This is a genomic window from Rhizobium sp. Pop5 (assembly GCF_024721175.1).
Taxonomy (GTDB): domain Bacteria; phylum Pseudomonadota; class Alphaproteobacteria; order Rhizobiales; family Rhizobiaceae; genus Rhizobium.
Genome location: NZ_CP099399.1, coordinates 538,390 through 552,159 on the forward strand (window position 1 = coordinate 538,390; position 13,770 = coordinate 552,159).

Sequence of the window (13,770 nt, forward strand, 5' to 3'; positions counted from 1 at the left end):
TCTCGCGACACACACTCGGAGTGTTCGATAGCTACTCGGAGCATCAAGCGTGCAAACCAACTTCACCCCGACCCAGCTTCTCGACCCCCATGTCGCCGAATCCGAGCAGATCCTGCGCAAATGCGTTCACTGTGGTTTCTGCACAGCCACCTGTCCCACCTATGTGACGCTCGGCAATGAACTCGACAGCCCGCGCGGCCGCATCTACCTGATCAAGGACATGCTGGAAAACGGTCGTGCCGCCGATGCCGAGGTCGTCACACACATCGACCGGTGCCTCTCCTGCCTCGCCTGCGTCACCACCTGTCCCTCGGGCGTCGACTACATGCATCTGGTCGATCACGCTCGCGCCCATATCGAAAACACCTACAAGCGCCCGTTCATGAACCGGCTCACGCGCGCCGTCCTTGCCGCCGTGCTTCCCTATCCTGGCCGTTTCCGCCTGGCGCTCAAGCTCGCCCGTCTCGGCCGGCCCTTCGCCGGCCTGATGCGCGGCGGTGCGCTGAAACCCTTCGCCGCCATGCTGACGCTCGCGCCGCGCCGCGTGCCTGCCGCCCCGGATTTCGCAAAACCCGGCACGCACCCGCCTGAGGCCGAACGGCGCGGCCGCGTGGCGATCCTCACCGGCTGCGCCCAGCCGGTGCTCGATCCCGCCATCAACACGGCGGCGATCCGGCTGCTGACCCGGCTCGGCGTCGAGGTCGTGGTTCCCGAAGGCGAGGTTTGCTGCGGATCGCTCGTCCATCACATGGGCCGCGCCGAACAGGCGCTCGCCAGCGCGCGCACCAATGTCGATATCTGGACGCGCGAGATCGAGGGTAACGGCCTCGACGCGATCATCATCACCGCCTCGGGTTGCGGCACGACGATAAAGGATTACGGCCACATGCTGCGCCTCGATCCTGCCTATGCCGCCAAAGCGGCCAGGGTCTCGGCGCTTGCCAGGGACATCACCGAATATCTCGCGACGCTCGACCTGCCCTCGCATATGCCGAAGGGCATCACCGTCGCCTATCATTCCGCCTGTTCCATGCAGCACGGACAGCGGATCACGCTGGCGCCGAAGCAATTGCTGAAGGCGGCGGGCTTTACGGTGCGCGATCCTGCCGAGGGCCACCTCTGCTGCGGCTCCGCCGGCACCTACAACATCATGCAGCCGGAGATCTCGGCCGCGCTGAAGGCGCGCAAGGTGAAGAACATCGAGGCCACCAAGGCCGATATCATCGCTACCGGCAATATCGGCTGCATCACCCAGATCGCCACCGGCACCGGCATTCCGATCCTGCATACGGTCGAGCTTCTCGACTGGGCTTACGGCGGCGCTGTGCCGGAAAAATTAACAGGTTTGCCGTTAGTCTGAAGCCTGTGAGGCCCCCGTCGGGGCCGCTCTCGGGAGATTTGGGCGATGTGGCGCGGAATGATTGTGCTTGCGGGACTGCTCGGCGCGGCGGGCACTGCCCATGCGGATAGTCATTTATTCTGTTCCGCCGATGACAAGGAAACACGCTTCACCCTCGAAAGCGGTTTCGAAGGCAATGGCGGCCATCGGCTCAACCATTTCCGCGGCGCCTTGGCCGTCAAGGATGAGAGCCAGTCGGCGATATTCGGAAAACGTGTTTTCGAATCGCGGCATCTGACCAACCACTGGTCACGCGACGGCGAGCTGCTCCTGGAGGTCTTCGATCCCGGTGGCGACGATACCAATGGCGTAACGCTGGATCTGGTGGTGGTCGCCGGCGAGCGCGGCAAGGCCACGGCAAATTTCAGCGGTACCTATTCCCTGACGATCGAAGGCGGCAGCCAACCTTACGCCGCCAAGGGCAAGGTCAGCTGCGGTACGAAATAACGCCACAGCGGTTCAACTGCGACGGCGTCCTTTGCGCGACATGCTCCAAGAGGGCGTACGGCGCTGCGGCGGGCCATCCCGAGATCGGAATTCAAAAATAATAAAGCGCCGCGCGTCCCATCGGATGCGCGGCGCTTTATGTCTATCATTCTATTACCAGTGGAACGATACGCCGACGTTGACGGCATTCGTGAAGATGTTGGTCTTCAGGTCCACGCCGCTGTCGATCGGAACGTCGACGCGCGAATAGGTGCCCTTGTATTCGACGAAGGTCGACCAGCGGTCGGTCACCTTGAAGTCGACGCCGGCCTGGGCCTGCAGCGTCACGCCGCCGAATTCATAAGCCCAGGTCTTGCCCTCGGGGCGAATCACTTCGACGTGCGGAATGTTCACGCCGATACCGGCGCCGAGATAGGGCGTCCAGCGGCGGGTCGGATCCTGGAAACGATAGAGACCGTTCACGGTGAGCAGGTTCAGGCCATCGGTGAATTCGAAATGCGACCAGCCGGTCTTTTCGAGCGTATCGTCGTCGGCATAGACCTTGTCATGGGTGTAGTCGAGCGAGATACCCCAGTTCGGTTTATTGAAGTTCTCCAGCCACCAGGTCACGCGGCCGCCATAATAAGGCGGGCTTCCGAAGGACTTGCCTTCCCAGCCGGCGGTGAAATGCGTGCCGTCGGAAAGATCGACGCCGCTATGCGGCGCGGTCTGGTAGCCGCCGTAAATGGAGAACTGCAGATCTTCCGCCGATGCGGAAGCCGCTGAACAGATCGTGAAAAACGCGATGCCCGCAAGCAGGGAAGCGGAAGAGCGAAGCGCATGGACCATTGAATACCCCGTATTTCAAATATGTCGACTCTGAGGCAGGTGTGCCAGCTTTCGGCCGTAATGTCTAAGGCAAATAAAAGGCACGACAAAACGTGCCTTCAATTTTTTCTCGGGTGTTGCTCAGCCGCCAAATAGCGTGCGCAGCACGTCGATGCCTTTGTCCTCGAAGGCAACTTTGCCCTGCTTGTTGCCAGGGCCGATAACGATCACCTTGGTGCCAACGGGCGCGCGATCGTAAAGATGCGTCACGTCCTCATTCATCATCCGGATGCAGCCGGAGGACATGTTGAGGCCGATCGTCCAGGGCTGGTTGGTGCCGTGGATGCGGAAGATGGTGTCGCGGCCGCCCTGGTAGAGATACATGGCGCGCGCGCCGAGCGGATTGTCCTCGCCGCCCTCCTGGAAAGCGGGGATGATGTGCCCCTTGGCGGCTTCGCGGCGGCGCATCTCGGACGGCGGCGTCCAGTCCGGCCATTCGGCCTTCCGGCCGATCTTGACGACACCCGACCAGCCAAAGCCGTCGCGGCCGACGCCGATGCCGTAGCGAGTGGCCCGGTTGTTGCCTTCGACGAGGTAGAGATACTTGTTGTTGGTATCGATGATGACGGTGCCGGCTACTTCCGTCGTTACCAGGCGCACTTTCTTGCGCTTGAACTCCGGCTTCACATATTTCGGCATCTGCGCCACACGCACAATCTGCGCCGGGCGCTGGGCGTTGTCAGGAGTGGAGCCGGCGGGTGCGGCAAAGGCGGACGCAGACATCAGGGACAGGACAAGTCCGGCCGCAGCCAGACCTGGCATCAATTTGATCATGGTCGATTCCCCTCAAGCAAAATCCGCTCGAAGCTACATGAACTTCTGCCTGATTCAAGATCGGTGCTAACGGATACAGCTTTTTTGGGGAAAGGAGCCGCCTGTTCTTGCGGCTCCCGAAATACAGCGCCGTCGTTACATGACGATGACGCGGGTCCCGACGCTGACGCGATCATAGAGGTCGACGACGTCTTCGTTGCGCAGGCGGATGCAGCCGGAGGAAACGGCGCTGCCGATCGACCAGGGCGCATTGGTGCCGTGGATGCGATAGAGCGTCGAGCCGAGATACATGGCCCGCGCGCCGAGCGGGTTTTCCATGCCGCCGTCCATGCGGGCTGGCAGATAATGGCCCTTGGCGGCTTCGCGGCTGATCATCTCGGAAGGCGGCGTCCAGTCCGGCCATTCCGTCTTGCGGGTGATCTTGTGGACGCCTGCCCATTCGAAGCCGGGCTTGCCGACGCCGACGCCGTAGCGCCGCGCCTTGCCGCCTTCCATCACCAGATAGAGAAAGCGGTTATTGGTATCGATGACGATCGTGCCCGGCTTTTCCTGGGTGTCGTAATCGACCATCTGCGGCAGGAATTGCGGCTCGATCGGATGGCGGATCGCCGGTATGCCGGGATTGATCGCCGAAACGGTCTGCGGTGAAACCTGCGGCGCCTGGCGGATGATGCGGCGCTGGAAGAGGCCGCGCTGCTGCGGCTGGACGACCGGACGCTGGTAGACGACGGGACGAATCGCGCCGCCGCCGAGCTGGTTGATCCATGGCGCGGTCAGATCGGGGCTGAGCACGACAGGCGGACGGGTGGCGTAGCGGTCGTCCGCAATGGCCGTCGTGGAGAAGATGCCGACGAGGGCTGCGGCAAGGACAAGCTGTTTCATCATCGGACGAACTCTCTACAAATGACCGAAAATGGCTGGCGGAACATCTCCGCCCGCAAAGACGCTGCCACCCTTTCCGCCAGCGAATGGTAAAGATCGAATCATGAAAAGCCGACCGACCGGATAAACTCTTCGTCAGGGTTACCGTTCGGTTTGGAAAGACGGTTTGCAAATGGTAAAGCCGGAAATCGTGACCGGAGAGGAAACGGAACCCGGAGAATGAAACGGACATGAGCGCGACAGGCATCATCATCGGCGAGGACGGCAGGAGCCGCTGCCACTGGCACGCCAATCTGCCCGATTATATGAGATATCACGACGAGGAATGGGGCCGCCCCGTCACGGACGATATCCGCCTTTTCGAGAAGATCTGCCTCGAGGGCTTCCAGTCGGGCCTTTCCTGGCTGACCATCCTGCGCAAGCGGGAGAACTTCCGCGCCGCCTTCTCAGGCTTCGACTTCGAAAAGGTCGCTCTCTTCGGTGAAGAGGATATCGCCCGCTGCCTTGCCGATGCCGGCATTATCCGCCATCGCGGCAAGATCGTCTCCACGATCAACAATGGCAGGCGCGCGATCGAACTCCGTGACGAATTCGGCTCGCTCGCCCGTTATTTCTGGCGCCACGAACCCGGCCACAACGAACGGCCTGCTGTGGTCGACCGCGATCATATCGTCGCCAATCCGACGACGCCGACGTCTGTGGTCATTTCCAAGGATCTGAAGAAACGCGGCTGGACCTTTGTCGGCCCGACTACAGTTTATGCCTTCATGCAGGCGATGGGCCTCGTCAACGACCACATCGAGGGCTGCTACTGCCGGCCCGAGGTCGAGGCGATGCGCGCCGCCTTGGTTCGCCCATGAAAGATATGACCGTGAGAACGTTGATCACAGCCGCCGCGCTGCTCCTCCTGACGGCATCCGCCATGGCGCAGGCGCCACAGCTCGATCCCGGCGAGAAGCTGGAGAAACTGCAGTTCCCCGCTGTCACCATGCAGCTCAAGGGCTGGACGAAATTCGGTAACAGCCACGTCTATACGCTGCCGGTGCGCGCCGGACAGCACCTGAAGATCAGCTTTGCCACCAAGAGCAAATTCGCCTTCCTGGCGATCTTCGACCTTTCGAAACCGGATGACGAGGCCTTCTTCGGCACCGACGAGGATGGCATGAGCTTCGAGACGACGGTCAAGGAAAATACGACCTGGCTGCTGCGTCCCTATTATTCCAAGGTCTCGCCGCGCCGTGGCCTCGGCGCTCCCTTCAGCATCCTGATCGAGCCCTTGGCGGCCGCCCAACAGCAGCCGCAAAAGCCGGCCGAGGCGGAACGCCCGTCGCTCTTTCCGAAGGCGCCTGCAAAGCCGCAATGAAGCGGGGCAGCTCGCCTAGGCGAGCTGGTCGATCAGGCCGCGCAATTCACCAAGATGTTCGATCTTGCGGAAACGAGGCGCTTCTCTCGGCTCGTCGACATGTTCCAGCACCCAGGTCAGTTCGTGCGGCACGAAGACGCCGTAGCTGCCGGCGGCGATTGCCGGCACGATGTCCGATTTCAGCGAATTGCCGACCATCATCGCCCGCTCCGGTCCGTCGCCGACCTTGGCGAAGATGCGGCGGTAGGTGACCGCCGTCTTGTCGGAGACGATCTCGACGGCATCGAAGAAGTCGCCGAGCCCGGATTGGGCGAGCTTGCGCTCCTGATCGAAAAGATCGCCCTTGGTGATCATGACAAGCAGGTATTTGCCGGCCAGCGCTTCCAGCGTGTCGCGCACATGCGGCATGGTCTCGACCGGATGGTTGAGAAGATCGCGGCCGGTGTCGAGGATCTTCGCAATGACGCTTGCAGGGACCTTGCCCTCGGTGATTTCGATCGCGGTTTCGACCATGGACAGCGTGAAGCCTTTGATGCCGAAGCCGTAATGGCGAAGATTGCGTTTCTCGGCCTCCAGCAGCCGCTCTGAAATCTTCGGTCCTTCGGCGAAATCGGCAAGCAGTCGGGTGAAATGCTCTTCCGTCAGTCGGTAATATTGTTCGTTCTGCCAGAGCGTGTCGTCAGCATCGAAGCCGATCGTGGTCAGTGGACGCGTCGCCATAAGCGCACCTCTTGAAATAGGGCCGGCAATCTATCGGCCGCCTGTGTCGAGACAAGGGCGCTCCCTCACACTGCGGCAAAGTTGCAGCGTTGAAAAGCTCCGCCGCCGCACTACATCGAGGTTGCCTCACCCTGCAGCCAGCTACGGCTGTGCCTGTCACGCGCAGGCCAATAATCAAAAAATGAAGTTCGGCAGTTCGCAAGCCCCTCTTGCGGCAGACACAAGGGAATTTTTGATCATGCGTTACAATCAACTCGGAAATACGGGACTTTTCGTCTCGGAAATCTGCCTCGGCACCATGACTTTCGGCGAAGCCACGCAAGGCAACCTCTGGGGCGCCATCGCCGACGTCGACCAGAATGCCGCCGACCGGATCGTCGAGCGCTCGCTCGGCTCTGGCGTCAATTTCATCGACACGGCCGACGTCTACTCCTTCGGCGAATCCGAAAGGCTGCTCGGCCAGGCACTGAAGAACCTCGATGTGCCGCGCAAGGACGTCGTCATTGCCACCAAGGTCTATGGCGTCATGGGTGACAAGCCGAACGACCGCGGCGCTTCGCGCGGCCACATCATGGATTCTGTCGAGGCGAGTCTGAAGCGCCTGCAGACCGATCATATCGACCTCTACCAGATCCACGCCACCGATACGGTAACGCCGATCGAAGAGACGCTGCGCGCCTTCGACGATCTCGTTTCCCGTGGCCTCGTGCGCTATATCGGCGTCTCCAACTGGCAGGCGTGGCGCATTTCCAAGGCGCTCGGCCTGTCCGAACGTCGCGGCTTTGCCCGTTTCGAGAGCGTGCAGGCCTATTATTCCATCGCCGGCCGCGATCTCGAACGCGACATCGTGCCGATGATGCAGGAGGAGAAGCTCGGCCTGATGGTCTGGTCGCCGCTCGCCGGCGGTCTGCTCTCGGGTAAATACGGCCCCGGCGCGCCCGGCAACGGCGAGGGTCGCCGCGCCAACTTCGACTTTCCGCCGGTCGACAAGGACAAGGCCTGGGCCTGCGTCGCCGTCATGCGCGAGATTGCTGAAAAGCACGGCGTCAGCATCGCCACCGTCGCGCTCGCCTATATCCTCGCCAAGCCTTTCGTCACGTCGGTCATCATCGGCGCCAAGCGCGTCGACCAGCTCGACCAGAACCTCGCGGCCGTCAAGCTGAAGCTCGATGAGGGCGATATGAAGAGGCTCGACGAGGTGAGCGAGCTTGCGCCGGAATATCCGGGCTGGATGCTGTCACGGCAAGGCGCCGGCCGCCGCCCCGCCGATTTCGAGCCAAAGGGCTGAAATCAACGTGAAATCTGGTGAACGCCGGATATTTCTGGCGTTCACCTTTTGCAAGCCTCACTCTTTACTCGGCGTCATCCTCGGCCTTGTGCCGAGGATCTGCTGCGCCTGATGCAGATGCTCGGGACAAGGCCGAGCATGACGAAAGAGGAGTGGCCGACTTTATCGGCAGTCAAGAACGCTCGGCTACTTGCCGTGCGCCTTGAGCCAGGCATTCATCTCCTTGATCTCGGCTTCCTGCGCCTTGATGACGCCCTCGGCGAGCTTGCGGATTTTGGGATCCTGGCCGTATTGAAGCTCGACCTTGGCCATGTCGATCGCGCCCTGATGGTGCGGGATCATGCCGCGGACGAAATCCACGTCGGCATCGCCGCTATACTCGATCATCATATCCTTGTGCATTTTGTCGTTCGCCTTGCTGAAGGCCTGGCTGGCAGCGTCGTGGTTACCCATCGGCTTGCTCATATCCATGGGCTTGTCTTCGGCAAAAGCGGGGGCGGCAAAAGCGGCAAGCATTGCGGTAAGGGCGATGATTTTCAAAGACATGAGAGTTCCTTCCTCTGTCTGACAATAGAGTTTCCAGGCAGCCGAAGCCGCCCATTCTGCGTAGGGAATGCAGTGTCAGGCCAGTCGGGGAGGGGGTGCCTGTGGAGCAGGCCTATTGTCATCGAGGGCGCGGGCAAGCGCCGGGGCAGGATAGGCGAAAACAGCCTTTGCACCTGTTGTAGCCAAAACTGTTGGCGGCAGCAGCAGACAGGCTGCGCATAGCGGCATATGTGCGGCGCCACCGGCGGCGCAGGGGTCCTTCAAGCGGTTGGCCTTGCCCGCCGGCTCGGGCATATCCATGCCTGCCATCGCATGCTGCATGGTGCCGGCCATAGGCGCAGCCGGCGCATTCATCGATGCGCAGGTCGGACAGCCAGCCCATGCGGACATGGCGCTGTAGACCAGCCAGCTGAAAACCATCGTGATGAGGGCGAGCGTGCGCATACCGCCTTATAGGCGAATGCCTGATGCAAGCCAAGCCGACCGGCGGTCACATCCTGGTCACCACACCGCAACGACCTTGTGTTCTATCCGGTATTCCTTGCTTTCCTCGCCGAGCGGCGCGACCGGCCATGTCCACGCCGCTTTTGCCGGTGGTGGTGAAATGCCGTGCAGCAGGTCGGCCTCCTCATGCGTTCTGCCGTTGCGGTCGATGACGGCATAGGCGATGTCGGTCACCAGGCAGCTGCGACAGGCAAGCCCGGAAAGCCCCGCCAGATGCGCCGCAATCAGTCGTTCGACCGTATCCGGCGGCATCCGGCCGGCATCGGCCTCGTAACGCCGTTTCACGCCGCGGCCGATCTGCGACAGGAGATTGGCCGAAACCACGAAGTCCAAATAGGGCACGCTGCGCAGGAAGCCGAGCGGCTCCGGCCCTGCGCCGGCCGCAAGGTCGTCGTAACCGGAAAGATCGCGCTCGATCAGCCGGACATTGCGATAGCCCTTGGCGGCAAGCCACAGGCGCACCGAGGCGAGGTGGACGAGATCGACCAGAACGACGGTGTCGAAGTCTCTCGCCAGTTCCTCGATCGGCACATCCCGCAACAGGCCGGAGCCGAGCACGACCGCCGTCCGCTTCTGGCGGAGATCGGCGCTCGCCGCGCGGATCGCATTCCGGCTCCTCTCCTCATGTTCGGCCCAATCGCGCGCGCAACGCCCGGCCCGCGACCAGAGATTGACGGAATAGCGGATGAACTTTCGATGCGGCTTGCCGGTCAACGGCAAGGTTGCGGCATAGAGAAGCGCTTCAGCGATCATGGGCATATCCGCATTTCTGATGGAGCTCCTTCGTTCAATCGATTCTCGCAGCCGCATCAAGACCCTTCGCCCTTGCCGCTCCCCGCCCGATCGGTTAGGAAACCGCCACTGTCACAGTCAGCGGAATTCCCGGAAATGAACGACAAGCAGAAGAAACCGCAAAAGCTCAAGGCCCGCCTGCCGCGCGGCTTCGTCGACCGTGCGGCCGGCGATATCCGCGCCGTCAACGAGATGACGGCAAAGATCAGGGAAGTCTATGAGCATTATGGTTTCGATCCTGTCGAAACGCCGCTGTTCGAATATACCGATGCGCTGGGCAAGTTCCTGCCCGACAGCGACCGGCCGAACGAAGGCGTCTTTTCGCTGCAGGACGATGACGAGCAATGGATGTCGCTGCGCTATGACCTGACGGCGCCGCTCGCCCGTCATGTCGCCGAAAATTTCAACGAGATCCAGCTTCCCTACCGCACCTATCGCGCCGGCTACGTTTTCCGCAACGAGAAACCAGGCCCGGGCCGCTTCCGCCAGTTCATGCAGTTCGATGCCGATACGGTGGGCGCGCCGGGCGTTCAGGCGGACGCGGAAATGTGCATGATGATGGCCGACACTCTCGAAGCCCTCGGCATCAAGCGCGGCGACTACGTCATCCGCGTCAACAACCGCAAGGTTCTCGACGGCGTGCTGGAGGCGATTGGTCTCGGCGGCGACGACAAGGCGGGTCAGCGGCTCAACGTGCTGCGCGCTATCGATAAGCTCGACAAGTTCGGGCCGGACGGTGTCTCGCTGCTCTTAGGTTCCGGCCGTAAAGATGAATCCGGTGACTTCACCAAGGGTGCCGGTCTCAACCAGGAGCAGATCGACAAGGTGCTGTTCTTTGTCGGGATCAAGAATTATGCCGAAAGTGCAGCAAGCCTTGCCGAACTTGTCGCCGGAACCTCCAAGGGTGTCGAAGGCGTCGAGGAGCTGAATTTCATCGGGGCGCTCGTCACGAGCGCCGGTTACAGCGCCGACCGCATCAAGATCGACCCCTCGGTCGTGCGTGGCCTCGAATATTATACCGGCCCGGTCTATGAGGCCGAGCTTCTCTTCGACGTGACCAATGAGAAGGGCGAGAAAGTCGTCTTCGGTTCGGTCGGCGGCGGCGGGCGTTACGATGGCCTCGTTTCCCGTTTCATGGGCCAGCCGGTTCCGGCAACCGGCTTTTCGATCGGCGTCTCGCGGCTGATGACGGCGCTGAAGAACCTCGGCAAGCTCGGCGCGAGCGAAGTCATCGAGCCGGTGCTGGTCACCGTGATGGACGGCGACGTCGAGGCGATGGGCCGCTATCAGAAGATGACGCAGGAACTGCGCGCCGCCGGCATTCGCGCCGAGATGTTCCAGGGCAACTGGAAGAAATTCGGCAACCAGCTGAAATATGCCGACCGCCGCGGCTGCCCCGTCGCCATCATCCAGGGCGGCGACGAGCGCGCAGAGGGCGTCGTGCAGATCAAGGACCTGATCGAAGGCAAGCGGCTCTCCGGCGAAATCGAGGACAATGCCAGCTGGCGCGAAGCGCGTGTCGCGCAGGAGACGGTGCCGGAGGCCGATCTTGTGGCGAAGGTGAGGGAAATTCTTGCCGCGCAGGCGGAGGATCGGAAGAGGGCTGGCAATGCGCAGTAGACCCCTCCCTAACCCCTCCCCACAAGGGGGAGGGGCTCCGAGTGGCGCCGCCCTGCCTAATCCGGCGATCGCTTCATCGACAACGATTCTGATTTCCCCGGATGCGTGCTCCGAGTTAGTCCCTCCCCCTTGTGGGGAGGGGTTGGGGAGGAGTTTTGTCCCAGGAGCAGCCCAATGCCCCTGATCAACCTCCCCGAATTCTCAAACGACCTACTTGCTGAATTTGCCGCGCGCAACGCCGAGCGCATCGACACGCCGGTCATTCAGCCGGCCGAGCCCTTCCTCGATATCGCCGGCGAGGATCTGCGCCGGCGTATCTTCATGACGGAGAGCGAAACCGGCGCCAGCCTCTGCCTGCGGCCCGAATTCACCATTCCCGTCTGTCTGCGCCATATCGAAACCGCGACGGGCACGCCGAAGCGTTATGCCTATCTCGGCGAAGTTTTCCGTCAGCGCCGTGACGGCGCCAATGAATTCTACCAGGCCGGCATCGAGGATCTGGGTGACATCAACATCGCAACCGCCGACGCCCGCGCCATCGGCGACGCCACCGGCATTCTCGCCCGCCTGCTGCCGGGCCGGCGCCTGTCGGTGACGCTTGGCGATCAGGCAGTGTTCGAGGCTGTCGTTCAGGCTCTCGGCCTGCCGCTCGGCTGGCAGAAGCGCCTGATCCATGCCTTCGGCAACATGACGCAGCTGGAGGCGCTGCTTGCGAGCCTCGTCAGCCCACAATTCGTCACCGGGCTCGACGATGATATCGCCAGGATTGTTGCCTCAGGCGATGAACAGGCGCTGGTCGCCCATCTCGAGCAGGAGATGCAGGCAACGGGCTACTCGACCAATGCCAGCCGCTCGCCGCTGGAGATCGCCCGCAGGCTCAAGGAAAAGCTCATCCTCTCCGAAACGCGCCTGGATGACGCGGCCTTCCATGTCTTGGAAGAGTTCCTGTCGCTCGACGTGCCGCTCGTCAACGCTTCTGCGGCCCTTGCCGGCTTTGCCGATGCCGCCGGTCTGAAACTCGGCAACGCGCTTTCCCGCTTCAACGGCCGCGTCGCAGCGCTTGCGAATGCGGGTGTCGATCTTTCCGGCCTAAGTTACCGCGCCGCCTTCGGACGGCCTCTCGATTATTATACCGGCCTCGTCTTCGAGGTAACGGTGGAGGGCTCGGCCGCGGTTCTGGCCGGCGGCGGCCGCTTCGACCGGCTGCTCACTTTCCTTGGTGCGACGGATCGCATTCCGGCCGTCGGCTTCTCCTTCTGGCTCGACCGCATCGAAACCGAAAGGGCTGCCGCATGACCGTCACGATCGCGCTTCCTTCCAAGGGCCGGATGAAGGACGACGCCTCGGCGATCTTCGAGCGCGCCGGCATGCCGATAACGGCCGTCGGCAACGACCGGTCCTATCGCGGCCGTGTCGAAGGCTGGGACGATGTCGAGATCGCCTTCCTCTCGGCTTCTGAAATCTCCCGCGAACTCGGCAACGGCACCGTTGATTTCGGTGTCACCGGTGAAGATCTGATGCGGGAAGGTTTTGCCGAAGTCGACAAGCGCGTCGAATTCTGCGCTCGCCTCGGCTTCGGCCATGCCGATGTCGTCGTTGCCGTGCCTGAAATCTGGCTCGATGTCGAGACGATGGCCGATCTCGGCGATGTCGCCGCCGATTTCCGCGCACGCCACGGCCGGCGCCTCGCCATCGCCACCAAATACTGGCGGCTGACCCAGCAGTTCTTTTCGAGCCAGCACGGCATCCAGCTTTATCGCATCGTCGAAAGCCTCGGCGCGACCGAAGGCGCTCCTGCTTCCGGTTCGGCCGATATCATCGTCGATATCACCTCCACCGGCTCGACGCTGCGCGCCAACCATTTGAAGGTGCTGCAGGACGGCGTCATCCTGCATTCGCAGGCCTGCCTCGTGCGCGCCCGCAAGGAGAGCCATGCGGCCGAGCCGACCGTGCAGGCGATCATCGAGGCGGTACGCGCCGCCCTCTGATCCCGGTCATTGAGGCATAAAAGAACCCGCCGTCGGATGACGGCGGGTTTTGCATGTCTGGGAGGATATCGACTGCTGTCAGGCGGCTGCGTAGGCACCACGGCGGGCGTCGAGCGAGTAGGCGCCTGCGCCATTGGTTGCGAGCATGATGTAGGCGCCGGCGAGCGTGATGTTCTTCAGGAAGTTGACGAAGTTCAGGCCGCTGAGCCAGGCGTTTGCGGCAGCCGGGAAATCCGGAACGTTGATCGGCGAGAAGTGGAAGACGAAGCCGGTGAAGACGCAGAAGGCGGCAAGCAGCCAGCCGACGATGCGGACCTGGAAGCCGACGAGCACGGCAATGCCGGTTGCGAGTTCGAAGAGACCGGCGAGATAGGTGAGCGCGGTGGAGGCCGGAAGGCCGGCGCCGGCGATCATGCCGGCGGTGGAAGCCGGATCGGTGACCTTGCCGAAGCCGGCGAAGATAAACATGAAGGAAAGAAGGATGCGGGCGATCAGGATGATGACATTGTTGGCGTTCGACATGGACGTTGTCTCCGTTTGAATGGCTCTGGAGATCTTGGTGCCCCGGCACCGGTTGGAC

General features: G+C 62.1%; 16 protein-coding genes. 8 read left to right on the top strand and 8 right to left on the bottom strand.

The genetic code is table 11. From position 1 onward, the window contains the following. Window positions 1-49: 49 nt before the first annotated feature. Window positions 50-1,360 (top strand): glycolate oxidase subunit GlcF, encoded by a 1,311-nt coding sequence (gene glcF, locus NE852_RS04750; protein ID WP_008529560.1) that lies wholly within the window; start codon window positions 50-52, stop codon window positions 1,358-1,360. 45 nt (window positions 1,361-1,405) lie between these two features. Next, window positions 1,406-1,846: a hypothetical protein gene (locus tag NE852_RS04755; RefSeq protein ID WP_008529558.1), complete on the top strand. Its 441-nt coding sequence runs from the start codon at window positions 1,406-1,408 to the stop codon at window positions 1,844-1,846. Between the two features lie 153 nt (window positions 1,847-1,999). Here NE852_RS04755 and NE852_RS04760 read toward each other — a convergent pair whose 3' ends face one another. The 3 genes from NE852_RS04760 to NE852_RS04770 form a co-directional block, all read right to left on the bottom strand. Further along, complete coding sequence (locus NE852_RS04760; protein ID WP_008529556.1) at window positions 2,000-2,674, bottom strand: outer membrane protein; 675 nt, start codon at window positions 2,672-2,674, stop codon at window positions 2,000-2,002. Between the two features lie 120 nt (window positions 2,675-2,794). Further along, the gene (locus NE852_RS04765) at window positions 2,795-3,487 is read right to left on the bottom strand and encodes a L,D-transpeptidase (protein WP_008529552.1); all 693 of its coding nucleotides are present in this window, start codon (window positions 3,485-3,487) and stop codon (window positions 2,795-2,797) included. A 135-nt stretch (window positions 3,488-3,622) separates the two neighbouring features. Beyond that, the gene (locus NE852_RS04770; RefSeq protein WP_008529550.1) at window positions 3,623-4,372 is read right to left on the bottom strand and encodes a L,D-transpeptidase; all 750 of its coding nucleotides are present in this window, start codon (window positions 4,370-4,372) and stop codon (window positions 3,623-3,625) included. A gap of 227 nt (window positions 4,373-4,599) precedes the next feature. On the opposite strand from NE852_RS04770, the gene NE852_RS04775 reads away from it, so the two are divergent. Together NE852_RS04775 and NE852_RS04780 are read left to right on the top strand one after the other, a co-directional pair. Next, window positions 4,600-5,229: a DNA-3-methyladenine glycosylase I gene (locus tag NE852_RS04775; RefSeq protein ID WP_258156239.1), complete on the top strand. Its 630-nt coding sequence runs from the start codon at window positions 4,600-4,602 to the stop codon at window positions 5,227-5,229. Next, window positions 5,226-5,732 (top strand): hypothetical protein, encoded by a 507-nt coding sequence (locus tag NE852_RS04780; protein WP_008529543.1) that lies wholly within the window; start codon window positions 5,226-5,228, stop codon window positions 5,730-5,732. The genes NE852_RS04775 and NE852_RS04780 overlap by 4 nt, the downstream gene beginning before the upstream one ends. 15 nt (window positions 5,733-5,747) lie before the next feature. Here the strand turns inward: NE852_RS04780 and NE852_RS04785 are convergent, their stop codons facing one another. After that, window positions 5,748-6,452 carry an HAD family hydrolase gene (locus tag NE852_RS04785; RefSeq protein ID WP_008529542.1) on the bottom strand — a complete coding sequence of 235 codons (705 nt, stop codon included), beginning with the start codon at window positions 6,450-6,452 and terminating at the stop codon, window positions 5,748-5,750. Window positions 6,453-6,690: 238 nt separating this feature from the next. Here NE852_RS04785 and NE852_RS04790 point away from each other — a divergent pair, with 238 nt between their 5' ends. Further along, on the top strand, window positions 6,691-7,740 hold the full coding sequence (locus NE852_RS04790; protein WP_008529541.1) for an aldo/keto reductase: 1,050 nt from the start codon (window positions 6,691-6,693) through the stop codon (window positions 7,738-7,740). Window positions 7,741-7,926: 186 nt separating this feature from the next. Here the strand turns inward: NE852_RS04790 and NE852_RS04795 are convergent, their stop codons facing one another. From NE852_RS04795 to NE852_RS04805, 3 genes are all read right to left on the bottom strand, one after another. Beyond that, window positions 7,927-8,286 (bottom strand): DUF305 domain-containing protein, encoded by a 360-nt coding sequence (locus tag NE852_RS04795; RefSeq protein ID WP_008529540.1) that lies wholly within the window; start codon window positions 8,284-8,286, stop codon window positions 7,927-7,929. Window positions 8,287-8,361: 75 nt separating this feature from the next. Next, window positions 8,362-8,730, bottom strand: a complete 369-nt coding sequence (locus tag NE852_RS04800) for a hypothetical protein (RefSeq protein ID WP_008529539.1) — start codon at window positions 8,728-8,730, stop codon at window positions 8,362-8,364. A 57-nt stretch (window positions 8,731-8,787) separates the two neighbouring features. Continuing rightward, a complete protein-coding gene (locus NE852_RS04805) occupies window positions 8,788-9,549 on the bottom strand; it encodes a hypothetical protein (RefSeq protein ID WP_037172291.1) in 762 nt (253 codons plus the stop codon). A 129-nt stretch (window positions 9,550-9,678) separates the two neighbouring features. Here NE852_RS04805 and hisS point away from each other — a divergent pair, with 129 nt between their 5' ends. The 3 genes from hisS to hisG all read left to right on the top strand — a co-directional run bounded on the left by hisS (window position 9,679) and on the right by hisG (window position 13,190). After that, window positions 9,679-11,202 (top strand): histidine--tRNA ligase, encoded by a 1,524-nt coding sequence (gene hisS / locus NE852_RS04810; protein ID WP_258156240.1) that lies wholly within the window; start codon window positions 9,679-9,681, stop codon window positions 11,200-11,202. Window positions 11,203-11,376: 174 nt separating this feature from the next. After that, window positions 11,377-12,498, top strand: coding sequence for an ATP phosphoribosyltransferase regulatory subunit (locus NE852_RS04815; RefSeq protein WP_008529530.1), 1,122 nt, complete (start codon window positions 11,377-11,379; stop codon window positions 12,496-12,498). After that, window positions 12,495-13,190: an ATP phosphoribosyltransferase gene (gene hisG, locus NE852_RS04820; RefSeq protein WP_008529528.1), complete on the top strand. Its 696-nt coding sequence runs from the start codon at window positions 12,495-12,497 to the stop codon at window positions 13,188-13,190. Before NE852_RS04815 ends, hisG begins: the two co-directional genes overlap by 4 nt. A 78-nt stretch (window positions 13,191-13,268) precedes the next feature. On the opposite strand, the gene NE852_RS04825 is transcribed toward hisG, so the two are convergent. Next, a complete protein-coding gene (locus NE852_RS04825; RefSeq protein WP_008529526.1) occupies window positions 13,269-13,712 on the bottom strand; it encodes a DoxX family protein in 444 nt (147 codons plus the stop codon). Window positions 13,713-13,770 lie beyond the last annotated feature (58 nt).

Excerpts from the sequence above, each read along its gene's own strand:
- NE852_RS04755 (WP_008529558.1), top strand. The coding sequence starts at position 1,406 with ATGTGGCGCGGAATGATTGTGCTTGCGGGACTGCTCGGCGCGGCGGGC.
- NE852_RS04760 (WP_008529556.1), bottom strand. The coding sequence starts at position 2,674 with ATGGTCCATGCGCTTCGCTCTTCCGCTTCCCTGCTTGCGGGCATCGCG.
- NE852_RS04765 (WP_008529552.1), bottom strand. The coding sequence starts at position 3,487 with ATGATCAAATTGATGCCAGGTCTGGCTGCGGCCGGACTTGTCCTGTCC.
- NE852_RS04770 (WP_008529550.1), bottom strand. The coding sequence starts at position 4,372 with ATGATGAAACAGCTTGTCCTTGCCGCAGCCCTCGTCGGCATCTTCTCC.
- NE852_RS04775 (WP_258156239.1), top strand. The coding sequence starts at position 4,600 with ATGAGCGCGACAGGCATCATCATCGGCGAGGACGGCAGGAGCCGCTGC.
- NE852_RS04780 (WP_008529543.1), top strand. The coding sequence starts at position 5,226 with ATGAAAGATATGACCGTGAGAACGTTGATCACAGCCGCCGCGCTGCTC.
- NE852_RS04785 (WP_008529542.1), bottom strand. The coding sequence starts at position 6,452 with ATGGCGACGCGTCCACTGACCACGATCGGCTTCGATGCTGACGACACG.
- NE852_RS04790 (WP_008529541.1), top strand. The coding sequence starts at position 6,691 with ATGCGTTACAATCAACTCGGAAATACGGGACTTTTCGTCTCGGAAATC.
- NE852_RS04795 (WP_008529540.1), bottom strand. The coding sequence starts at position 8,286 with ATGTCTTTGAAAATCATCGCCCTTACCGCAATGCTTGCCGCTTTTGCC.
- NE852_RS04800 (WP_008529539.1), bottom strand. The coding sequence starts at position 8,730 with ATGCGCACGCTCGCCCTCATCACGATGGTTTTCAGCTGGCTGGTCTAC.
- NE852_RS04805 (WP_037172291.1), bottom strand. The coding sequence starts at position 9,549 with ATGCCCATGATCGCTGAAGCGCTTCTCTATGCCGCAACCTTGCCGTTG.
- hisS (WP_258156240.1), top strand. The coding sequence starts at position 9,679 with ATGAACGACAAGCAGAAGAAACCGCAAAAGCTCAAGGCCCGCCTGCCG.
- NE852_RS04815 (WP_008529530.1), top strand. The coding sequence starts at position 11,377 with ATGCCCCTGATCAACCTCCCCGAATTCTCAAACGACCTACTTGCTGAA.
- hisG (WP_008529528.1), top strand. The coding sequence starts at position 12,495 with ATGACCGTCACGATCGCGCTTCCTTCCAAGGGCCGGATGAAGGACGAC.
- NE852_RS04825 (WP_008529526.1), bottom strand. The coding sequence starts at position 13,712 with ATGTCGAACGCCAACAATGTCATCATCCTGATCGCCCGCATCCTTCTT.